The sequence below is a fragment of the Phaeobacter sp. G2 genome, from assembly GCA_025163595.1.
GTDB lineage: Bacteria > Pseudomonadota > Alphaproteobacteria > Rhodobacterales > Rhodobacteraceae > Pseudophaeobacter.
Genome location: CP104100.1, coordinates 2,639,279 through 2,661,761 on the forward strand (window position 1 = coordinate 2,639,279; position 22,483 = coordinate 2,661,761).

Genomic DNA, 22,483 nt, shown 5'->3' on the forward strand with positions numbered 1-22,483 from the left:
GCAGTGAAAACCTCACAAAAGAGACTGCGGCGTTCTTGCGTTGTTGACACAAAACGGGAACATGAATAGAACAAAACGAAACGGATGTAATCGGAGGGACGGCAATGCTAACCAAGAAGCAATTGGATTTATTGAACTTCATACATCAGAGACTGCAAAAAGACGGTGTTCCCCCGAGCTTTGATGAAATGAAGGTTGCCCTTGATCTGCGCTCCAAATCGGGGATTCATCGGCTCATTACGGCGCTTGAGGAACGTGGTTTCATCCGCCGACTTGCGCATCGGGCACGTGCCATCGAAATTCTGCGCCTGCCAGAAAATATGACTGGCGCTGCCACAGGCGATGACGCGCCCGGACCTGCAATCAATATCGACACGCGCCGAACGCCGCCTGCATCCGCCCCTCGGACCGCACCGTCAGAGGAAGCCGTTATTGCTTCCCTGCAAATTCCCGTGATGGGCCGCATTGCTGCCGGTGTCCCGATTGAGGCGATCAACCAGATCACCCATCAGATCGCGATCCCTCAATCAATGCTGTCCTCCAATGGAAAACACTACGCCCTAGAGGTGCGCGGCGACTCGATGATCAATGCAGGGATCAACGATGGCGACATTGTCGTGATACGCGAATGCGACACGGCGGATGATGGTGATATCGTGGTTGCCCTTGTCGCCGATGAAGAAGCCACGCTGAAACGGCTGTTCCGCCGCAACGGCGCCATTGCGCTTGAGGCTGAAAACCCCGCCTATGAAACCCGGATCTTTTCGCAAGATCAGGTTAAGGTTCAAGGCCGGCTGGTAGGTCTGATCCGCAGCTACTAAGCTTTTGAGGGCACCAGGATCGTGACGGAGCACTGAAAAAATCAGGGCCGCGACCAGGGGCGATCTCCCGCCAGTTCGTTGGCGCTTATCAATATGCCATTCTGTGTCATTGCAATGCTGCCAATGCTCCGCAGGCGATCTGGTCCCAGAATCGCGCAGGGTCCCGCAGGCTGAAGCTCCGCATTGGCGACCACCAGATCCGATGCATGGCAGCCCACAAACGCTTCAGCCTTCCGTTTGCCAGTGATATGTATAATGCGGCGTCCAGAAACCCAGATACCTCTGCCTTTCGCAAGCGCAGTCCACCGCTGCGCAGCCTCAGCTTGGGACACTGGCGTACCATCTGCGGCCAACCAGCTTTTTGCAGTGTAACCTTGGCTGGTCGCTCGGGACAACGCACGGCCTTCTGGGGTCAACACCCCGACCAAAGACCCATTGGCTGAAACAAGCAATACTGGCCTATCTGTCTGCCCCCAGATCGCCAGAGACAGCCCAACCAGGCACAAACCGCCCCAGCGCAGTCCCCCTTTCCAAAGCAGTACAATCAGCGCCCCCAGGGAAAAAAGTGGCAACACCCAAGGACCGGGCATAACCACGCCGCTTTGTGCATGGGGTAACGCGGCGACCCAATTCGCCACTCCCAATATCCACTCAAGACCTAACTGCAGAAAGAAAACCCCGACCATCTCGGCGCCGATAGGGGCCAAGCAAAGGGATAAAACCGCAGCAGGAACAACGACTAACCCCATAATGGGAACCGCCAGCACATTGCCGAGAAGCCCATAATGGGACAGAGCATTAAAATGGGCCGCGCCAAAGGGCGCGGTTGCGATCCCGGCCACTGCCGAGGAAACAACCACCGTCAGGACCGGGTGCAACCAAACGGGGCCCGGTGCCAGCCGTTGGGTGCGGATCCAGCCAAACACCGCAACCAGCGCCGTGGTCGCAGCAAAGCTCATCTGAAACCCCGGGCTCATCAGCGTTTCTGGCCTGCGCAACAGGACAAGTGTCGCCGCAACAGCAACCGCTCTCAAGGATATGGCGCGCCGATCCAGCAAAACCGCCACAAACATTACGAAAACCATAATAAAGGCCCGTTCCGTCGAAATGCTCGCACCAGAGATCCCGAGGTAGACTGCCCCCACCGCAAGCGCCGCCGCTGCGGCGATTTTTTTGATGTTCCACCGCAGGGAAAGTGCGGGAAATAGGCAAAGAAAAAACCGAAGCGCCGTAAACACGAACCCAGTCAGCAACCCCATGTGGAGCCCGGAAATCGCCAGCAGATGGGCCAGGTTGCTTGCTCTCAAGGCCTGCAGCTCTTCTGGCGCGACGCCGCTTCGGTCTCCTGCGATGATTGCAGCCGCGAATCCTCCGGTCTTGGCCCCCAAACGATCCTGCACCGCCCGTGACAGGTGATAGCGAAACCGATGCAGATATAGCCCCTCCTGCGCGGGCTTGAGCACCACGATCGGCACCCGCGTATAGCCATTGGCGCCAATTTTCATAAACCAGGCATATCGGCGAAAATCAAATCCACCCGGCTCGCTCGGCCCCTGAGGAGGCATCAGATGTGCAGTGGTGGCCACCGTCGCCCCCACTTCCGGGCTTTCGCTTCCGGCAGCAAGGGACACCCGCACCCGTGCAGGACGCTTGGCTGGCGCCACGCGCGCCAACCGTACATGATCCAGCGTCAGTCTAAGGGCACCGCGACTGCCACGATCTATGGCAATGATCCGCCCCTCTACGGGCCCATAGTAGCGAAATGTCAGGACCGGTGCCTGCACCAGTGCGGTGCGCGCCACCGCAGACAAGAAGCCTAGGCAAATGAGAAGGATCGCCCAGGCGACCATCGCCCGGCTATCCCGGCAGCGCGTCAGTGGCAGAGCCAGAAGGATGGTCAAGATCAGCAGACACCAGGTTGGAAAACCCGGATCGCTGCGCAGCAGAAAGAACCAACCGATGCCAAGCCCGAGACACACCGGAACCCAGGTCAGCAACACCCCACGCTGGGCCTGCAGGGTCTGATCAAGGCGCAACAAAATCTGCAAGGTTGCTCCGGCTTCCCTGCCTCGGTACACAGACGGAAAATCCGGCTCATTTTTGGTTTCCAAAGGCAGATCACCTCATGTCAAAACCCGTCGTCACACGCTTCGCCCCTTCTCCTACAGGCTATTTGCACATTGGGGGTGCCCGCACGGCCCTGTTTAACTGGCTTTTTGCGCGCGGCCGCGGTGGCAAGTTTCTGTTGCGCATCGAAGACACCGACCGTGCACGCTCCACCCCCGAGGCAACCGCGGCCATCTTGCAGGGCATGAATTGGCTGGGGCTGGACCATGACGGCGAAATTGTCAGCCAGTTTGAAGGAGCGAAACGCCATGCGGAAGTGGCCGAACAGCTGCTGAGTGAGGGCAAGGCCTATAAGTGTTTTGCCACCCAGGAGGAGATTGCCGCCTTTCGCGATGCCGCAAAAGCCGAAGGTAAATCAACGCTGTATCGCTCTCCTTGGCGGGACGCCAGCGCCGAAAGCCACCCGGATGCCCCCTATGTGATCCGCATCAAGGCTCCGCAGGACGGTGTCACGGTGATCAAGGATCAGGTGCAGGGGGATGTCACTATTCAGAACGACCAGCTGGATGACATGATTCTGCTGCGCTCGGACGGCACCCCCGTCTATATGCTGGCGGTGGTGGTTGATGATCACGATATGGGGGTGACCCATGTGATCCGGGGCGACGATCATCTGAACAACGCGGCCCGCCAGATGATGATCTATAGCGCAATGGGCTGGGATATTCCGGTCTGGGCCCATATTCCATTGATCCACGGCGCAGATGGCAAAAAGCTCTCCAAACGCCATGGTGCGCTTGGCGCCCAGGAGTATCAGGCCATGGGCTATAGCGCTGCGGGTATGCGCAACTATCTGGCCCGTCTGGGCTGGAGCCATGGCGATGACGAGTTTTTCACCGATGCCCAGGCGCAGGCCTGGTTCGGGCTGGAGGCCATCGGCAAAAGCCCGGCGCGTTTTGACACCAAAAAGCTGGAAAACCTCTCGGGGCAACACATTGCCGTTAGCGATGACGCTGCGCTGCGGCAGGAGATTCAAGCCTACCTGATCGCAGCTGGCAAATCACCATTGGATGACGTTAAGTCAGCAAATCTTGAACGTGCGATGTATTGCCTCAAAGATCGGGCGAAGACATTCCCAGACCTGCTTGAAAAAGCTCATTTTGTCCTGACATCCCGGCCAGTTGTGCCGGATGAAAAAGCCGCCAAGGCACTGGTAAATGTATCCGATGGTATACTGGCTCAATTGACGCCGCAGCTGCAAAGTGCTAGCTGGGCGCGTGACGATCTTGAGGCGCTTCTTAATACATTTGCCGAAGCCCATGACACCAAGTTCGGCAAACTGGCCGCCCCCTTGCGGGCCGTGTTGGCCGGTCGTGCCGCAACACCGTCGGTGTTTGACATGATGCTGATCCTGGGCCGTGAAGAAACAATGGCCCGGCTCAACGACTCCACAGGCTGACCCTGTCCTTAACCGGTCAGTAAGCCTGTTCCTATACCACCTCACCTGCGCGATCCGCGCGCAGGTTCTGCCTGCACCGTGCCCGGGATAAAATTCCGGGTATTCGTGCCTGATACAGGAAGGGACATCTATGACCGAGACACAGAAGACCGCAAAGCTCAGCCTGAACGGCCAGGATTATGAGCTTCCCATTTTCTCGCCTACCGCCGGGCCTGATGTTCTGGACATCCGCAAGCTTTACGCCCAGGCCGGGGTTTTCACCTATGATCCGGGTTTCACCTCGACCGCCAGCTGTGACAGCACCATCACCTATATCGACGGGAACGAAGGCGTGCTGCTGCACCGGGGCTACCCCATCGACCAGCTGGCGTCTAAATCGCATTATCTGGAAGTCAGCTATCTGCTGCTTTATGGTGAACTGCCAACAGCAACTCAGCTGGAAGATTTTGAAGCCCGTGTGACCCGTCACACCATGGTGCATGAACAAATGCACAACTTCTTCCGTGGCTTCCGTCGCGACGCGCATCCGATGGCGACGATGGTTGGTGTGGTCGGGGCGATGTCTGCTTTCTATCACGACTCAACCGATATTGCCGACCCTTGGCAGCGCGAAGTGGCGTCGATCCGCCTGATCGCAAAACTGCCAACCATTGCGGCCATGGCCTATAAATATTCGATCGGCCAGCCTTTCGTGTATCCGCGCAACGATCTGGATTATGCAGCCAACTTCCTGCACATGTGTTTCTCGGTTCCTGCCGAAGACTACAACGTGAACCCGATCCTGAGCCGCGCAATGGACCGGATCTTTACCCTGCACGCCGATCACGAGCAAAACGCCTCGACCTCGACCGTGCGTCTGGCGTCGTCTTCCGGAGCAAACCCATTTGCCTGTATCGCTGCGGGTATCGCCTGCCTTTGGGGGCCTGCTCATGGTGGCGCCAACCAGGCCTGCCTGGAAATGCTCAAGGAAATTGGCACGGTTGACCGCATTCCTGAATTCATCGCTCGTGCCAAGGACAAAGACGATCCCTTCCGTCTGATGGGCTTTGGTCACCGTGTTTACAAAAACACCGACCCGCGCGCCACGGTTCTGAAACAGTCTGCCGACGAGGTGCTCGAACTGTTGGGCGTCGAAGACAACCCGCTGCTGCAGGTTGCCAAAGAGCTGGAACAGACGGCTCTGAATGACCCTTACTTCAAAGAGAAGAAGCTATTCCCGAATGTGGATTTCTATTCCGGCATCATTCTCGAAGCGATGGGTTTCCCCACCTCGATGTTCACGCCAATCTTTGCGCTGTCGCGCACCGTTGGCTGGATCTCACAGTGGAAAGAAATGATTGCAGATCCACAGAACAAAATTGGTCGCCCACGTCAGCTGTATCTGGGTCAGACGTCACGCGACTACGTGGATATCGAAAACCGCTAAGCGCTTGCTTATTGCGACGTCCAAGCCCCGCCGTTTCGGCGGGGCTTTTTTGTTGGCCCCTTGCCCGAGCAGGTCCCAGCCAGGCGACCTTCAGATTCTGCCAGGTGAGTCGGCAAAATCAAAATCAAGCATTGTTAAGACCCAAAGACTGCAAACCAGGTTCGCCACCGATCCACTTGTGACCTTTCAAGAGATTTGGTGCTCTGCGATGAACAATACCCCTCAAGATGATCCATTGTGGAAAATGCCGGCTGATTTTCGAGTAAAGCCACCTCTAATTTCCTTGTTCTGTGGCTCCAACCAGAGGTATTTTAAAAGAAATCTTAATCACTTTCTGGGGGACGACTAAATGATGTGGATGGCTCTTTTGGGTATCGGCCTGGTTGCCGGTATTGCGCTTATCGTCGACGACGATGACGATGCACCTGCCAATGCCGACGGCGGCGATGATAACGGTGGGGATACCGGGGGCGGTGATGATACCGGGGGTGGTTCGGAAATCGACCCCTTTATCGGTGCCTCCGGTGATGATGAAATCGACGGCGATGCTGAGGATAACACGATCCTGGGCAAAAACGGCGAGGACACTCTTGACGGTGGTGAAGGTGATGACCGCGTCTTTGGCGACGGTGGCAAGGACAACGTCGAGGGCGGCGAAGGCAACGACAGCGTCTTTGGCGGCAATGGCGATGACCTGGTTCAAGGCGGCGAAGGCGACGACCTTGTGCGCGGCGGACGCGATGATGACGTTCTCATTGACGCAACCGGCACCGACAGGCTTCAGGGCGACGGCGGTGACGATCTGATCATCGCAAGCGGTACCATGGACCCGGATGCAGAAGCGGCTTTCTTGGCGGATCCAGAACCCGAAAATGGTATTGGCAATTTGCTGGACCAGCTTCAAATCGACTTTTCCGCTGACAGCGATACAGACGGTGACCAGGCCTTTGGTGGCGCTGGAGATGACACGGTCATTTTTGGCGTCAATGATACCGTTGGCGGTGGCAGCGGAGCGGATACATTTGTGACCGCCTCCTGGCTCGAGGGCGAAGGCCCTGCAACAGTGACCGATTTTGATCCAGACGAAGATCAATTGATGTATGCCTATGACCCAGCCGCTGGTGAGCCTGACCTCACGGTGGACTTGGTGGAAAACGGTGATGGCACCTCTGATGCGATTGTCTCTGCCAATGGATCTGAGGTAATTCGCGTGCAGGATCAAGATGATAGCTTTGATCTGGCTGAACACGTGCTCTTGCTCAACGGCGTTCGCACGGGCTAAGAACCACACCGAACAGTCGCCCATGGCCTGCGTTGAACCTGCCAGTTCGACGCAGGCTTTTTCTTGTCACCCATAGCCTGCAGGGCAAGGTGGCAGCACTAAGCGGCAGTCCCTTGCATTTGCGCCAGCACGCTGGTCGGGCTGCTTGGCGCTTTAGTAAAGAGCGTCATGTCCACCTCATTGGCGCAACTGACCTCACCGGACAAAATACGGCTGGACATAGAGCGTTCGCTGAGACCATGAGCCTTTATGAGTTCGGCATCCTGATGCGGGCGAAACTCCCCCTGAGAGTCGGGATCAGACAGATACTTACCGATCACTTTTGGCACCCGGGTTAGCTTTAGGTTGTTGCCTTTCAATACCGACCAAAAGAACCCATCCCCCATGGACCGGATCACTTCACCGTTGTTGAAATAGGAGGGGTACCACTTGCCGATGGTATGAACGTTCCATAGCGTCGCAGGGCCAAAGGTGCCGCGCTCTCCTGTGCCGCTGCCCAAGCGCAGGTTTTCATCCAGTACCGGGGGCCAGTTGGGTTTGAAATGGGTGTAGTCAATATCTGTCAGATCAAAGGGCTCTGCCATGTCCTTTTCGTCAAAACAGATTTCCCATTCACCACAGACCAGCGCCGAGTTTGTCTCTAGCGCCGTCCCTGCCAATAGCCCCACCGCATCGCGCGCCAGGCGATCATCCATATTCAGGTTCATCACATAGGGCGTCGTCGACAAGGCCGTGCCAGCCGACCAGGCCTCATAGATGCTCAGCGGTTCGTCGAAACTGTGCCAGGGCGCATCCAGCCAATCAGGTGCCGTGTCGCCGTTGTCAAAAATGTAGCAAGGGTGAACATTCAGCGTCTGGGATTTTAGATTCTCCCAATGAGAGCGCAGCAGATCCAGCTTGTTTTTCTGTTGATGCCAAACCGCACAAAAGACTGTCACGATGGGCTGCTGGTCCTGCGAAAGGCTGGACAGATTATGGGATGTAAATTTCACGACGATGTATCCTAAAACCTCTAGTACGCCGAGAGGACGATCCACTCAACGCATAGAGTTTTAGGGATTCATGCCTAATTGACCGTTAACGGCCCTCGAATGTTGCGGGGCGTTTTTCAAGAAAGGCGGTGACACCCTCATTGAAATCACGGCTTTTGCCACATTCCCCCTGCAGGGTCGCTTCAACCGAGAGCTGTTCTGGCAGGCTATTGCCATAGCTGGCGCGGATCGCGGTTTTGATTGCCCCAAACGCCTTGGTTGGGCCATTGGCCAAATAGGCCGCGCGCGCGCGCCAATGGGAGTCAAATTCATCATCAGGGACGGCTTCCCAGATCATGCCCCAGTCGCTGGCCTGTTTGGCAGAAATCTTATCGGCAAACAGCGCGGCGCCCATGGCTTTGGCCAGGCCCATCTGGCGCGGCAAGAACCAGGTACCACCCGCATCCGGCATCAGGCCGATACGGGCAAATGCCTGCAGGAAATAGGCGCTTTCGGTGGCAATCACCACATCCGCGGCCAGCGCCAGATTGGCACCTGCACCAGCGACAGGTCCGTTAATGACGGACAGGGTTGGCACCGGGCATTCATAGATCGCCTCAAGCATTGGGGTGTATTCATCCCGCAGGGTACGTTCCATATCAATATTGCCATTGCCGGAGGCATCGCTCAGATCCTGGCCCGAGCAAAACGCGCCACCTGCCCCGGTCAGGACAACCGCGCGGGCCTCGCCAGCGGCACGTTTCATGGCATGCGTGATCTCTGCGCGCATCTGGCCTGTCAGGGCGTTCATCTTGCTTGGGCGGTTCAGCGTAACAATCGCCAGACCATCCTCAAGCGTGTACAGGATTTCCTTGTAGTCCATCAAAGCCTCATATGTCTCATTGGCGGGGCGGCGATAGAGACACCGCTTGGCCCAAGTTTATCCGCAACCGTGCCGCAAAGCTGGTAAGGCGAAAAGCCAAACCCCGCGTCACGGCAGTGAAATTGTCACTCGTCGAGAATCCGGCTCAACCGGGACTGTTCTTCATCGCTCAGCCCTTGCTCGCCCTCCTTGGACGCCCGCTCCCGCCCGCGCATATAGCCTGCAGCCACGCCCAGGGCCAATAGCAGCATCAAAGGACCAGCAGCCCAGAGCAGCCAGTTGGCGCCAGACGCGGTTGGCCGCAACAGCACGTATTCGCCATAGCGCGCAACCACAAAGTCAATCACCTCAGTGTTGCTGTCGCCCTCAACCAGGCGCTCGCGCACCAGAATGCGCAAATCGCGGGCCAGCTCTGCATTGGACTCGTCGATGTTTTCATTTCGGCAAACCAGGCAGCGCAGGTCTTTGGACAATTCCCGGGCGCGGGCCTCCAGAGCCGGGTCCGACAAGACCTCATCGGGTTGCACCGCCATAGCGGGCTGCGGCAGGGTTGCCACGGCACAAAACAAGACAAGCGCACAGGCAGAGCCCCAGGTTTTCAGGAAAGTCATTGTGCCGCCACCCCTGCTGGTTCCTTGCTGCCGCCCTGCCCTTTGGCAGCTCCGGCAGCAACGCGAAAGCGGCGGTCGCTCAGGCTGAGGAACCCACCAAGCGCCATCAACAGGCAGCCACCCCAGATCCAATTGGCCAGGGGTTTGATATAGGTGCGCACGGTCCAGCCGCCGCCCGCTTGTTGATCGCCAATGACCACATAGAGATCGCGCAGCAGTCGATAATCGATTGCCGCCTCGGTTGTGGGCATTTTGGCCACCGGATAGTTGCGCTTTTCGGGATGCATGACAGCCAGTTCGCGCCCGCCCTGGGTCACCGTGATCGTCGCCATGGTGGTAAAGTAGTTCGGCCCGCGTGTGTTCTCGACCCCGTCGAGTGTCAGCTCATATTGGCCAACGGTGAAGGGCTCACCGATCTGGGCCACGCGGATATCTTCGACATCCCAGGCGGTCAGCCCAGCAATGGCAAAGATGGTAACACCCAGCCCGGCATGGGCGGTGGCCTTACCCCAATCCGCACGGGGCAGACGCGTCAGCCGCCCAATGCTACCGGTGCGGCCCCATAGATCCACCAGCGCGCCAAACACCACCCAGGAGCCCAGGAACAACCCAACCGGACCAAGAGCGGACCGCCCAGACTGCATCGCCCAGGCCAACACCGCCAGGGCCACAGCCAGCACAAAGACATAGCGCAGTTTTTTGATGGTCCGGCCCAGGTTGCCGCGTTTCCACGGCAACATCGACCCGATGGGAAGGATGGCCCCCAAAAGCACCATAAATGGCGTGAATGCCGCATTAAAGAACGGAGGGCCGACCGAGAGTTTCCGCCCAAAGGCCATTTCCGCAACGATGGGCCAAAGAGTGCCAAAGAACACCACAAAGCAGCCAACTGCCAGCAGGATGTTATTGGCCACCAACGCGCCTTCGCGGCTGACCAGTCCAAACACACCTCTGGCCTGCATGGCCTGGGCACGGGCCGCAAACAACGTCAGCGCCCCGCCGGTAAAGAAGGCTAGGATGAACAGAATGAAAATCCCGCGTTCGGCATCATTGGCAAAGGCATGCACCGAGGTCAAAAGCCCAGAGCGCACGATGAATGTCCCGACCAGCGAAAAGCCAAAGGCCAGGATTGCCAGCAGGATGGTCCAGCTTTTTAGGGACTCACGTTTTTCCACCACGATTGCCGAATGCAGCAGTGCCGCCGCCAGCAGCCAGGGCATAAAGGAGGCGTTTTCAACTGGATCCCAGAACCAGAAACCGCCCCAGCCGAGCTCGTAATAGGCCCACCAGCTGCCAAGCGCGATGCCAATGGTCAAGAAGATCCAGGCCGCCAGCGTCCAAGGGCGCACCCAGCGCGCCCAGGCAGCGTCAACGCGGCCTTCGATCAGCGCCGCGACTGCAAAGGAAAAGGCCATCGAGAGGCCCACATAGCCCAGGTACAAAAACGGCGGGTGAAAGGCGAGCCCCGGATCCTGCAGCAGCGGATTCAGATCCTGGCCGTCAAAGGGCGGCACAGCGAGACGCAGGAACGGGTTGGACGTAAACAGAATAAAGGCAAAGAACGCCACTCCGATAGCAGCCTGTACTGCCAGAACGCGGGCCTTCAAGGTCTGCGGCAAGCCACCTCCAAACACCGAGGCCACCGCGCCAAACAAGGCGACAATCAGCACCCAGAGCAGCATCGAGCCCTCATGGTTGCCCCAAGTTCCCGAGATTTTATACAGCATCGGTTTGGCGGAATGGCTGTTCAGCATCACCAGCCGCAACGAAAAATCCGAGGTCACAAAGGCCCAGACCAGGGCCCCAAAGGCAAAGGCGGTAAAAAAGAACTGCGCCTGTGCAGCGGGTTCGGCCACGGCCATCCAGCCGGGCCAGCGTTTATGGGCACCAATCAGAGGAACCACCATTTGAACAATGGCAACCATGAAGGCGAGGATGAGGGCGAAATGTCCGAGCTCTGTAATCATGACTATGTCTATAGTCTTTACCGCGAAGCGGGCCAATGGGAAAACCCGCGTCCAGCCGCCGCAGCCCCTTCACTTTTGGGCAGAATTCAGCCCAGCAAACAAAAGCCCCCAAAGAGCAGTACTCAGTGGGGGCAATTTGCCAGGTTTTCAAAGGTCAGCAGATCTGCCGCAGGCTTTGGGATTCAGGTGCCTGCCTTTACGATTCAGGCACCTGATAGACCCCCTGCTCCTTCAAGGCGTCAACAACCTCTCTGGGCATATAGGTTTCATCGTGCTTGGCCAGAATCTCAGAGGCTTCAAAGACGCCATTTACGTATTTGCCAGTGCCAACCATGCCTTGATTTTCTTCAAACAGATCCGGCAACACACCGGTGAAGGTCACCGGCACCGTGGCGCCCCCATCGGTCACCGAAAAGATAACAGCCTCGCCCTGGCCGCGCTTCAGGCTGCCCTCTTCAACCAGACCGCCAATACGAAAGACCTCGCTTGGCGACGGTGGCGCTTCGGTCACCTGGCTGGGCGAGCGGAAATAATTGATCCCATCCCGCATCGCATAGCCAATCAGCACAGAGGAAACCACCAAAGCAAGGGCCGCAAGGGCGATGACCTGGATCCGGCGCTGTTTCTTGAGGTTCTTCATCCTATGGGCCTTTCGAAGGGTGTCACGGGAACAGAGGGGCCATCATCAGCCCTGCGGTCTCTTCTTCACCTAGCATCAGATTGGCATTCTGCAAGGCCTGGCCGCTGCTACCTTTTGTCAGGTTATCCAGCGCCGCAACGACAATTGTACGGCCTTCGATCCGATCCGCGGCCACGCCGATATGACAAAAGTTGGAGCCGCGCACGTGATGGGTGCTGGGCGCCTCGCCAAAGGGCAGCACTTCAATGAAGGGCTCATCCTTGTAGGCGGTCACCAAGGCCTGATGGACCGCCTGGGCATCGCCTTTGACATAGACGGTGGCCAGAATGCCCCGGTTGGTGGGCACCAGATGCGGGGTGAACTGCACCTTGACCGGACGGCCCGCAAGCGCGGAAAACTCCTGGTCAAATTCCCCCAGATGCCGGTGGGTGCTACCAATGGCATAGGCGTTGTAGCCCTCGCTCAGCTCCGCATGCAGCAGGTTTTCCTTGAGCGCCCGACCGGCGCCAGAGACAGCGCATTTCAAATCAAGGATGATCTCGTCCAGATCAATCAGCCCGCCCGAAATCAGCGGACGCAGCGCAAACTGGCCCGTGGCCGCATTGCAGCCGGTGCCGGCCACCAGCCGCGCCGATTTGATCTCTTCGCGGTAAAACTCGGTGAGGCCATAGACCGCCTCTTCTTGCTGTTCCAGCGCCGCATGGGCATTGCCATACCATTTTTCATATTCTGCCGGATCCCGCAGCCTGAAATCAGCAGACAGATCCACAATCTTTAGCGTCTTTGGCAGCGCTGCGATGACTTCCTGGCTGGTTTTATGCGGCAGAGCGCAGAAACACAGATCAATATCAGAGAAATCAATTTCACTGATTTTACAAAGCACTGGCAGCGACATGTGACGCAGATGCGGGAACACCTGAGCCATGCTCAGCCCCACCTTCCGCTCCGCCGACAGGGCTGCGATCTCGATGTTTGGATGGTTCGCAATCAGCCGAACCAGCTCTGCGCCAGTATAGCCGCTGGCACCAAGAATTGCCACTTTATGGGTCATATCAGACCTCGCATTCTGAATGTGTATTTGGGTTTCATGCCACGGCATGAAAGGGAACCTAGAAGAAAAATCGCGCACTGTCCTTGCGCCAGATCATCGGGCGATGTTGAGCCATCTCCCTGATCCGGCAGCTGTCAGGCCGCTTGAAAGCGGATTTCTCGTCGGAGAAACTGCGTCGCCCGATCACTGACACGTACCGGATCTCCGGTGGTGAAATAGCCGCCTGTGCCCGACCCGATCATATTCGGGTGGCGCTCAAGATAATCCGCCAGACTGTCGGCCACCAGATTGCCCTGGCTAAAGACCTTGACCTCTGACCCCAGCGCGGCCTGGAACTCTTTTTCCATCAGCGGGTAATGGGTGCAGCCCAAAATCGCCGCCTGCGGCTGCGGCATCTTGCGCTTCAGGGCATCCACATGGCTGCGCACCAGCGCCTCGGCCAGAATCATGTCGCCGTCTTCGATGGCATCGACAATACCGCCGCAGGCCTGGGCCTCGACGTCGACGCCGATGGCGCGAAAGGCCAGTTCCCGCTGAAAGGCGCGGCTGGACACGGTGGCAGGTGTTGCAAAAAGCGCCACATGTTTCACCGCAACCTCGCGCGGCGGGCTGTTGTCGCCCCATTGCCGCTCGGTCATGGCTTCGATCAAGGGCACAAAGACGCCCAGCACCCGCTTACCTTCAGGCAAGCCCTCTTCCTGCATCCGGCGCAGCGCAGCGGCAGAGGCGGTATTGCAGGCCAAGATCACCAGATCACAGCCCTTGGCCCACATATCCGCAACAGCGGCTTTGGTCAGGTTGTAAATATCCTCAGCGTCGCGCACACCATAGGGCGCGCGGGCGCTATCCGCATAATACAGAAAATCCACATCCGGCAGACGGGATTGGGCAGCTTTCAAAACGGTGAGCCCGCCCAGACCGGAATCAAAGATACCTACAGCCATAATCTCTCTTTCAGGCCTGAGTGTCAGGCGCGATGTTTCTCCTCAAACTCAAACCCATAGTCAAAGGATTTGAGCGGCTTCGGAGACAGCTCATACGTGGCTTTGCGCAGGAAATCCATCATTCCTTTTGTATCCTTTGCCAACGGCGTCAGGATATCGCGGGTGATGGGTTCACCAATCACCACTTTGACCGGGGTATCGACGCGTTTTTTGAACTCTTTGATCAACAGCCCCATCCGCAGGGTCGAATGCAGATGGCTGGCAATCTGAAACAGCCGCGAAGTATGGCCTTCAAAAAACACCGGCACCACCACCGCGTCGGATTTGGCAATCATCCGGGCGGTAAAGCCACGCCAACCGGGATCCATCGGGTGGGAGAATGGCGTCGCTGCGGTTGAAACAGTGCCGCCGGGAAAGATGCCGATGGCCCCACCCTGCCCCAGATACTCCAGCGCCTCGCGTCGGGTTTGCAGATTGTCGCGCAGCGCTTCTTTGGTGGTATCAAATGAAACCGGCAGGATGGCTTTGTTCAGATCCTCAGCCTTGCGAAAGACCTGATGCGCCAGGATGCGGAAATCGCCGCGGGTTTCGGCCAGGATATGCCCCATCATCAAGCCATCAAGAATACCATAGGGATGATTGGCGATCAGGATAACGGGTTTGTCCGTGGGAATATTATCCAGACTGCCACGGCTCACATCCAGGGTCAGACCGTAGCGCTCGGCCATCACGCTCCAGAAATTGCGCCCCTCCGCCAGATCGCGTTCATAGCCATCCGCCCGTTTGATCAGGTTGAGCCGCCCGGTGCTGTTTTCCAGCAACCGGATCATCGTCCGTCCAGGACCGGACCCGGCGGAATGGGCGTAGGAAATATCACGGGCGATATGGCGGGCAGAGGTCAAAGGGAAACTCCGAAACAGAGGTGCAGCAGTTTAGCTGGGATGTAAGACAGGCTCATAACAGGGAGATGACAAAGGAGAGAAGACACCAAAGGAGAAAGGGGGCGCAACCCAATCGGTCACGCCCCCTTTTGATGTCCCACTTTGCAAGCCCCTAAAGGCGAAGGGGCGTTTACTCGGCCGCGTCCTTTACCGGATCACCGGCCTGTTGCAGTGCAATCAGCAGCTCCTCGCGGCGTTTGGCGGCCTTGGCTTCGCTTTCCAGTTTGACCGGACCAAAGCCACGGATCTGCAAGGGCAGCTCCGCCAGCGCAATCAGCGGCTCCAGGGTCGAGGCATCTGCCTTGGGCAGCCATTGCTTCATGTCGCGCTCATACTGCTTGATCAGCGCCCGCTCCATTTTGCGCTCTGCGGTGTAGCCGAACACATCCAGCGGCGTGTTGCGCAGAGGTTTCATCTTGGCCAGCAGACGCAGCCAGCGGGTCATGCCGGGGCCGAATTTGCGCTTTTGCGGGCGACCATTGACCGTCTTGCCGCCAAAGATCGGCGGCGCCAGATTGTAAGAAACCTTCAGATCGCCTTCAAACTCAGCCGCCAGTTTTTCATGGCTCGACAGCAGCAGTCGGGCAACTTCGTATTCGTCCTTATAGGCCAACAGCTTGTGATAGCCCTTTGCCACCGCCTCCTTGAGCTGCTTGTCAGAAATCCCGTCCAAAAGCTTGGCGTAGCGCTTGGCCAGGCCACTGCCCTGATAGGCCACCAGCTGATCGCTGCGGAAGGCAATGATCTCCTCCAGAGATTTGGGCATCTGCACCACATTGGCAGGTTTGGAGACCTTGGCGGCCTCGGCAGGGTCGACAATGGCCCAACGGCCAATTTCAAAGGCGCGCAGATTGCGGTCTACCGCCGCGCCGTTCAGGGTAATGGCCTCGACAATCGCGGCATGGCTCACCGGGATCAGCCCCTGCTGCCAGGCGGCGCCAAAGACCATCATGTTCGAGAAGATCGAATCCCCCATGGTGGCACGGGCCAACTCGGACGCGTCAAACAGCGACAGATCATCGCGCAGCCGCGCCTGAAGCGCGACCTGCAATCGGTCTGTTGGCAGTTGGAAATTGGTGTCGCGGGTGAAGTCACCGGTGATGATTTCATGGCTGTTAACGACGCCGCCGGTCTGGCCGGTTTTCATCAACCCAATGGTTTTGGCCCCGGCGCTCACCACCAGATCGCCGCCGATCAGCGCATGGGCCTCGCCGGTGGCGACGCGAATGGCGCTGATATCTTCGGGACGTTTGGCAAGGCGGCAATGGATATGCACCGCGCCGCCCTTTTGCGCGAGCCCGGCCATTTCCATCATGCCAGCGCCCAGGCCATCAATCTGCGCCGCCTGGGCCAGCACCGCGCCAATGGTCACAACGCCAGTGCCGCCAACCCCGGTGATCACCACGTTATGGGTACCGTCAATTTCGGGCAGTTTGGGCTCAGGCAGGTCAGGCAGCTGCACATCAGCGGTGGCTTCCTTGCGGATCTTGGCGCCTTCAACTGTGAGGAACGAGGGGCAAAAGCCGTTGACGCAAGAGAAATCCTTGTTGCAGGAGCTTTGATCAATCGCCCGTTTGCGGCCCAGTTCGGTCTCTTTTGGCACAATCGACACGCAGTTGGACTGAACACCACAATCGCCGCAGCCTTCGCAGACATCCGGGTTGATAAAGACCCGCTGATCGGGATCCGGGAACAGGCCGCGCTTGCGACGGCGGCGCTTTTCGGCGGCACAGGTCTGTATGTAGATGATGCCCGAGACACCCTCGACCTCTGCAAACTCCTTTTGGACCGTCATCAGCTCGGCACGTTCATACATGCGCATGCCGGCCGGGAACAGCTTGGCGTCCACATCTTCTTTGTCGTCATAAACCACCGCAATGGTCTTCATGCCCATGGCTTTCAGCTCATGTGCGATCTGATGCGCGGTCAGCCCGCCTTCGGCCTGCTGGCCGCCGGTCATGGCAACCGCATCATTAAACAGAATTTTGTAAGTGATATTGGTGCCTTCAGCCAGAGCAGCCCGAATGGCCTGAACGCCTGAGTGATTGTAGGTGCCATCGCCAAGGTTCTGGAACACATGGTTGCGATTGGAAAACGGCGCTTCGCCAATCCAGTTGGCGCCTTCTGCACCCATATGGGTAAAGCCTGTGGTCTCGCGGTCCATCCACTGCACCATGAAGTGACAGCCAATGCCGGCATAGGCGCGGCTGCCTTCGGGCAGTTTGGTAGAGGAGTTATGGGGGCAGCCCGAGCAGAAATAGGGCAAGCGCGCGGCGATTTCTTCGGCATTGTCGGCACGCTTGGCATCCTCCAGCGCCGCCAAACCCGCCTTGACCGCTTCGGTGTCTCGGCCTTCCTCGATCAGAATACCGCCGAGTTTTTCAGCGATCATGATCGGATCAAGCGCGTATTTGGTTGGGAACAGCTCTTCGCGGTTGGGGGTGCCAACGCCGCCCTTGTACCAGCCATAGACACGACGCCCACGCCGATCATCAAAGATTGCCTCTTTGATTTGAACCTCGATCAGTTTGCGCTTTTCTTCAACAACCACAATCAAATCAAGCCCTTCGGCCCAGGCGTTAAAGCCCCTTACATCCATCGGCCAGGTCTGCCCCACCTTGTAGGTGGTGATGCCCAGGCGTTCGGCCATGGGTTCATCAATGTTGAGCAGCGACAGGGCATGAACCAGATCAAGCCAGTTTTTACCCGCAGCTACAAAGCCGATCTTGGCGCCGGGTTTGCCCCAGACGCGTTTGTCCATCTTGTTGGCATGGCTAAAGGCTTCGGCGGCAAAGCGTTTGTGGTCAATGATCCGGTCTTCTTGCTGGAAGCGATCATCCGCCAGACGAATATTCAGCCCCCCTTCGGGCATCTCAAAATCTGGCCGGACAAGCTGCACCCGATCCGGATCGCCATCGACAACCGAAGTCACCTCGATGGTGTCCTTCATCGTCTTCAGCCCCACCCAAAGCCCGGAAAACCGGCTCAACTCGTAGCCATAAATACCGTAATCCAGGATTTCCTGCACGCCAGCGGGGCTGACGATGGGCAGATAGCAATCCAGCAACGACCATTCGGACTGGTGCAACACGGTGGAGCTTTCGCCGGTGTGGTCATCGCCCATAGCCACCAGCACACCACCGTTTTTCGAGGTGCCGGCCATGTTGGCGTGACGGAAGGCATCACCCGAGCGGTCAACACCGGGGCCCTTACCGTACCACAGGCCAAAGACACCGTCATATTTGCCCTCATCACGAATTTCTGCCTGCTGTGCACCCCAAAGCGCGGTGACAGCCAGATCTTCGTTGAGACCATATTGGAAGGTCACATCAGATTCAGTGAGCTGTTTTTGCGCCCGCTCCATCTGCATGTCCACCGCCCCCAGCGGTGAGCCACGATACCCCGTCACCAGACCCGCCGTATTCAGGCCGGCCGCCGTGTCGCGGGCCTTTTGCATCATCATCAGACGGACAAGTGCCTGCGTCCCATTTAGCATAACGGGCGACTTGCTCAGGTCATATTTGTCATTCAGTGAAATCTTTTGCGTGCTCATCCGGTCCTCCCAACCAAAAACTAGCTTGCAGTGCTTGACCCAGTAATAGGTCACAATTACTGACCTGTATAGGCAGTTTTTTTACTTTTCCCTCGCGTCCCCATGGTAAATTGATAAAAAGCTATAATTTCATGTAGTCTATTAGCGACTGATCGAAAGAGACGGATATGGATTGGGATAAGCTCAGAATTTTTCATGCAGTGGCCGATGCAGGCAGCCTGACCCATGCCGGGGATAAGCTGAATCTGTCCCAGTCAGCGGTCAGCCGACAGGTGCGCGCGCTTGAAGAAAGCCTAAACGCCACCCTGTTTCACCGCCATGCGCGGGGGTTGATTCTGACCGAACAGGGGGAGCTGCTGTTTGATGCCACCAAATCCATGTCAGCACGGCTGGAGGCGGCATCGGCGCGCATTCGCGACAGCGAGGAAGAGGTCTTTGGCGAGTTGCGTGTCACCACCACCTTTGGGTTTGGCACCCTTTGGCTGGCGCCCCGCTTGACCAAGCTGTTTGAACAATACCCCAATCTGAAAATCGATCTCATGCTCGAAGAACGGGTTCTGGACCTGCCAATGCGCGAGGCCGATGTTGCCATTCGCATGAAAGAGCCAAGCCAGGCCGACCTGGTACGCAAACGCCTGATGACCGTGCAAATGAAACTCTATGCGTCACGCAAATACCTGGACCTGAATGGCACGCCAGAAACCGCAGAAGACATCAAGGAGCATCGGCTGATCTGTCAGAATCAAAGGTCCGCCCAGGTGGGGTCGGCATCGATTTTGGTTCAGAGCCTGCTGACCCACAATCCCGGCTCCTTGCTCACCGTGAACAACTATTTTGGGGTTTTGCAGGGCGTTTTGCATGATCTCGGGATTGGGATTCTGCCAGACTACGTCACCGAGGACTTTCCTGATCTGGTGGAAGTTTTCCCCAATGAGGAAAACAATGGCGTCCCGGTCTATTTGGCCTACCCAGAAGAATTGCGCCATTCGCAGCGCGTGTCGGCCTTTCGTGACTTTGTCCAGACCGAGATCATGGCCCACCGCAAACATATGAAAGAACTGGGCAAATTATAGCGGTTTTGCAACCGGGCCAGAGCCTGCCCATAAGCCATGCAAAAAGCGCATAGCGGCAATGTCATCGGACCCGTGCGAAACATCTTGAAGGGTCAGCATCATAACCCTAAATGGAGCGCATGAAGACGAGGCGAGAGCCTCACTTCATACCTCCCTGTTGGACTTCGGCCGAGCTTAGTGCTCGGCCTTTTTTTTGCCCTTACAGCTGTTACCCTCGGCTCTGGCCTGTGCAAGCGCAGAGCCCGGCAAAGATTGCCGCCTCACCCAAATTGCCTGAAATTTGTGCACTACTCTTTGGGGTCCGCATAATCTCTGGGCGCCGTCATAACGGCACAGCCCTTGGCCCATTGCCCCAGCCACCGCCCGCCAAATAGCGCCCTGAGCCATTCAGACGCGATTTCCCAATGAGATACCCCCTTCCCCATCAGGCTGGCATGCTCTAAAAGCCGCCTCAGTAGCACCATGGGGGGCCATATCGCGCCATGCAAGAACCAGCCATTACATCCGAACTGATCGCAAGCCACGGCTTGAACGCCGAAGAATACGACATGATCCTCGAGATCATCGGGCGCGAACCCAGCTTCACCGAACTTGGCATCTTCTCGGCCATGTGGAACGAGCACTGCTCTTACAAGTCTTCCAAGAAATGGCTGCGCACCCTGCCAACGGACGGCCCACAGGTCATCTGTGGCCCGGGTGAGAACGCCGGCATCGTCGATATTGGCGATGGCGACGCGGTGGTGTTCAAAATGGAAAGCCACAACCACCCCTCTTATATCGAACCCTATCAGGGGGCGGCGACGGGTGTTGGCGGTATCCTGCGCGATGTCTTTACCATGGGCGCGCGCCCCGTGGCCTCGATGAACTCGCTGTCCTTTGGCGAGCCCTCCCACCACAAGACCCGTCAGCTGGTCAACGGTGTGGTTGAGGGCATCGGCGGCTATGGCAACTGCTTTGGCGTGCCCTGCGTCGGCGGCGAAGTCCGGTTCCACCCGGCCTATAACGGCAACTGTCTGGTCAATGCCTTTGCGGCGGGCCTGGCGAAAACCGACAGTATTTTCTACTCCGCCGCTTCTGGCGTTGGCATGCCGGTGGTCTACCTCGGCGCCAAGACCGGCCGCGACGGCGTTGGCGGTGCCACCATGGCCTCTGCCGAATTTGACGACACCATTGAGGAAAAACGCCCCACCGTTCAGGTTGGCGATCCTTTCACCGAGAAACGCCTGATGGAGGCCACGCTGGAGCTGATGCAGACCGGCGCGGTTATCTCGATCCAGGATATGGGCGCGGCAGGCCTGACCTGTTCGGCGGTGGAAATGGGCGACAAGGGCAAGCTGGGGATCAAACTGAACCTCGAAGATGTGCCCCAGCGCGAAGAAAACATGACCGCCTACGAGATGATGCTCTCGGAAAGCCAGGAACGCATGCTGATGGTGCTAAAGCCTGAAAAAGAGGCCGAAGCCCGTGCGGTGTTTGAAAAATGGGACCTGGATTTTGCCATCGTCGGCGAAACCATCGCCGAGGATCGCTTCCTCATCCTGCACAATGGTGAGGTCAAGGCCGATCTGGTGCTGTCCAAACTCGCCTCCACCGCACCTGAATATGACCGCCCCTGGGTGGCCACTCCGGCGGCAGAGCCGCTGACGGATGCGGATGTGCCCACCATTGATCCCATTGACGGGCTGAAGGCGCTGCTGACCTCGCCCAACTATGCCGGCAAACAGTGGGTCTATGAGCAATATGACACCACAGTCATGGGCGACACTGCCCGCCGCCCCGGCGTTGGCTCGGGCATTATCCGCGTGCATGGCACCGACAAACGTCTGGCCTTCACCTCGGATGTGACACCGCGCTACGTCAAGGCAAACCCGGTTGAGGGGGGCAAACAGGCAGTAGCCGAGGCCTATCGCAACCTCACAGCTGTTGGCGCCAAGCCATTGGCAACAACTGATAACCTGAACTTTGGCAACCCGGAAAAACCCGAAATCATGGGCCAGTTTGTTGGTGCCATTCAGGGCATTGGTGAGGCCGTGGCAGCACTGGATATGCCCATCGTGTCGGGCAATGTCTCGCTCTATAATGAAACCGACGGTCAGGGCATTTTGCCAACGCCGACCATTGGAGCCGTTGGCCTGATTGCTGCGGGCGAAGAGGCCATCACCGGCCAAGCCCGTGACGGCCATATTGCGCTGCTAATCGGCGAAACCCAGGGTCATCTGGGCCAATCTGCCCTGCTGGCAGAGGTCTTTAACCGCGAAGATGGCGATGCCCCTGCAGTCGATCTGGAGGCGGAAAAGCGCAACGGTGAATTCATCCGTGCCAACCGCGATCTGATCAAGGCCTGTACAGACCTCAGCGATGGCGGTCTGGCGCTGGCGGCGTTTGAGCTGGCCGAAGAAGCAGGTGTTGGCGTCCATATCGACGCAGGCGACACCCCGACCCTGTTTGGCGAAGATCAGGCGCGCTACCTGGTGGCCTGCAACTTTGACCAGGCCGAAGGGTTGATGCTGGCGGCTGGCCAGGCAGGTGTGACCCTGACCACTGTTGGCCGCTTTACTGGAGACTGCGTCAAAATTGGTGGCTCCGAGGCACCGCTGGCTGAATTGCAAGAGGTCTTCCGGGCCGGTTTTGCCGAGGCCGTAGCCTAAGCTCCCCCTCGATAGACCTACATCCTTTCAAAGGCGCGCATATCGGCGCGCCTTTGTGCGTATATCCGACAAGCCGCCGCCTCATTTGTGCTGATCGTAGGCACCTTGAGTGCTTGCACTACACCCACGGCCACCCTAAGTTTCAA

16 protein-coding genes are annotated in these 22,483 nt (G+C 57.8%); 6 read left to right on the top strand and 10 right to left on the bottom strand.

Annotated elements, in window-relative coordinates:
* Nucleotides 1–104: 104 nt before the first annotated feature.
* Nucleotides 105–821, top strand: a complete 717-nt coding sequence (lexA, locus tag N1037_12580) for a transcriptional repressor LexA (protein UWS78120.1) — start codon at nt 105–107, stop codon at nt 819–821.
* Nucleotides 822–862: 41 nt separating this feature from the next.
* On the opposite strand, the gene N1037_12585 is transcribed toward lexA, so the two are convergent.
* Nucleotides 863–2,869, bottom strand: coding sequence for a ComEC family competence protein (locus N1037_12585; protein UWS78121.1), 2,007 nt, complete (start codon nt 2,867–2,869; stop codon nt 863–865).
* A gap of 77 nt (nt 2,870–2,946) precedes the next feature.
* On the opposite strand from N1037_12585, the gene gltX reads away from it, so the two are divergent.
* From gltX to N1037_12600, 3 genes are all read left to right on the top strand, one after another.
* Nucleotides 2,947–4,347, top strand: a complete 1,401-nt coding sequence (gene gltX, locus N1037_12590) for a glutamate--tRNA ligase (GenBank protein UWS78122.1) — start codon at nt 2,947–2,949, stop codon at nt 4,345–4,347.
* Between the two features lie 130 nt (nt 4,348–4,477).
* Nucleotides 4,478–5,773, top strand: coding sequence for a citrate synthase (locus N1037_12595; GenBank protein UWS78123.1), 1,296 nt, complete (start codon nt 4,478–4,480; stop codon nt 5,771–5,773).
* A gap of 349 nt (nt 5,774–6,122) precedes the next feature.
* Nucleotides 6,123–7,055 (top strand): type I secretion protein, encoded by a 933-nt coding sequence (locus N1037_12600; protein ID UWS78124.1) that lies wholly within the window; start codon nt 6,123–6,125, stop codon nt 7,053–7,055.
* A gap of 98 nt (nt 7,056–7,153) precedes the next feature.
* Here N1037_12600 and N1037_12605 read toward each other — a convergent pair whose 3' ends face one another.
* The 9 genes from N1037_12605 to N1037_12645 form a co-directional block, all read right to left on the bottom strand.
* Nucleotides 7,154–8,047, bottom strand: a complete 894-nt coding sequence (locus N1037_12605; GenBank protein ID UWS78125.1) for a glycosyltransferase family 2 protein — start codon at nt 8,045–8,047, stop codon at nt 7,154–7,156.
* An 85-nt stretch (nt 8,048–8,132) separates the two neighbouring features.
* Nucleotides 8,133–8,909 carry an enoyl-CoA hydratase-related protein gene (locus tag N1037_12610; protein UWS78126.1) on the bottom strand — a complete coding sequence of 259 codons (777 nt, stop codon included), beginning with the start codon at nt 8,907–8,909 and terminating at the stop codon, nt 8,133–8,135.
* Between the two features lie 125 nt (nt 8,910–9,034).
* Nucleotides 9,035–9,520, bottom strand: a complete 486-nt coding sequence (locus N1037_12615) for a cytochrome c-type biogenesis protein CcmH (protein UWS78127.1) — start codon at nt 9,518–9,520, stop codon at nt 9,035–9,037.
* Nucleotides 9,517–11,487, bottom strand: coding sequence for a heme lyase CcmF/NrfE family subunit (locus N1037_12620; protein ID UWS78128.1), 1,971 nt, complete (start codon nt 11,485–11,487; stop codon nt 9,517–9,519). The genes N1037_12615 and N1037_12620 overlap by 4 nt, the downstream gene beginning before the upstream one ends.
* Before the next feature lie 196 nt (nt 11,488–11,683).
* Nucleotides 11,684–12,127 carry a cytochrome c maturation protein CcmE gene (gene ccmE, locus N1037_12625; GenBank protein UWS78129.1) on the bottom strand — a complete coding sequence of 148 codons (444 nt, stop codon included), beginning with the start codon at nt 12,125–12,127 and terminating at the stop codon, nt 11,684–11,686.
* A 22-nt stretch (nt 12,128–12,149) separates the two neighbouring features.
* On the bottom strand, nt 12,150–13,178 hold the full coding sequence (argC, locus tag N1037_12630) for an N-acetyl-gamma-glutamyl-phosphate reductase (GenBank protein UWS78130.1): 1,029 nt from the start codon (nt 13,176–13,178) through the stop codon (nt 12,150–12,152).
* Between the two features lie 134 nt (nt 13,179–13,312).
* The gene (locus N1037_12635) at nt 13,313–14,122 is read right to left on the bottom strand and encodes an aspartate/glutamate racemase family protein (GenBank protein UWS78131.1); all 810 of its coding nucleotides are present in this window, start codon (nt 14,120–14,122) and stop codon (nt 13,313–13,315) included.
* A gap of 23 nt (nt 14,123–14,145) precedes the next feature.
* Nucleotides 14,146–15,024: a lysophospholipid acyltransferase family protein gene (locus N1037_12640; protein UWS78132.1), complete on the bottom strand. Its 879-nt coding sequence runs from the start codon at nt 15,022–15,024 to the stop codon at nt 14,146–14,148.
* A gap of 169 nt (nt 15,025–15,193) precedes the next feature.
* Nucleotides 15,194–18,616: an indolepyruvate ferredoxin oxidoreductase family protein gene (locus N1037_12645; protein ID UWS78133.1), complete on the bottom strand. Its 3,423-nt coding sequence runs from the start codon at nt 18,614–18,616 to the stop codon at nt 15,194–15,196.
* Between the two features lie 167 nt (nt 18,617–18,783).
* Here N1037_12645 and N1037_12650 point away from each other — a divergent pair, with 167 nt between their 5' ends.
* Together N1037_12650 and purL are read left to right on the top strand one after the other, a co-directional pair.
* Complete coding sequence (locus tag N1037_12650) at nt 18,784–19,689, top strand: LysR family transcriptional regulator (GenBank protein UWS78134.1); 906 nt, start codon at nt 18,784–18,786, stop codon at nt 19,687–19,689.
* Nucleotides 19,690–20,171: 482 nt separating this feature from the next.
* Nucleotides 20,172–22,337, top strand: a complete 2,166-nt coding sequence (purL, locus tag N1037_12655; protein ID UWS78135.1) for a phosphoribosylformylglycinamidine synthase subunit PurL — start codon at nt 20,172–20,174, stop codon at nt 22,335–22,337.
* Nucleotides 22,338–22,483 lie beyond the last annotated feature (146 nt).

Coding starts and splice junctions, on each gene's coding strand:
- lexA (UWS78120.1), top strand. CDS start 105: ATGCTAACCAAGAAGCAATTGGATTTATTGAACTTCATACATCAGAGA.
- N1037_12595 (UWS78123.1), top strand. CDS start 4,478: ATGACCGAGACACAGAAGACCGCAAAGCTCAGCCTGAACGGCCAGGAT.
- ccmE (UWS78129.1), bottom strand. CDS start 12,127: ATGAAGAACCTCAAGAAACAGCGCCGGATCCAGGTCATCGCCCTTGCG.
- N1037_12650 (UWS78134.1), top strand. CDS start 18,784: ATGGATTGGGATAAGCTCAGAATTTTTCATGCAGTGGCCGATGCAGGC.
- gltX (UWS78122.1), top strand. CDS start 2,947: ATGTCAAAACCCGTCGTCACACGCTTCGCCCCTTCTCCTACAGGCTAT.
- purL (UWS78135.1), top strand. CDS start 20,172: ATGCAAGAACCAGCCATTACATCCGAACTGATCGCAAGCCACGGCTTG.
- N1037_12615 (UWS78127.1), bottom strand. CDS start 9,520: ATGACTTTCCTGAAAACCTGGGGCTCTGCCTGTGCGCTTGTCTTGTTT.
- N1037_12600 (UWS78124.1), top strand. CDS start 6,123: ATGATGTGGATGGCTCTTTTGGGTATCGGCCTGGTTGCCGGTATTGCG.
- N1037_12620 (UWS78128.1), bottom strand. CDS start 11,487: ATGATTACAGAGCTCGGACATTTCGCCCTCATCCTCGCCTTCATGGTT.
- N1037_12610 (UWS78126.1), bottom strand. CDS start 8,909: ATGGACTACAAGGAAATCCTGTACACGCTTGAGGATGGTCTGGCGATT.
- N1037_12645 (UWS78133.1), bottom strand. CDS start 18,616: ATGAGCACGCAAAAGATTTCACTGAATGACAAATATGACCTGAGCAAG.
- N1037_12635 (UWS78131.1), bottom strand. CDS start 14,122: ATGGCTGTAGGTATCTTTGATTCCGGTCTGGGCGGGCTCACCGTTTTG.
- argC (UWS78130.1), bottom strand. CDS start 13,178: ATGACCCATAAAGTGGCAATTCTTGGTGCCAGCGGCTATACTGGCGCA.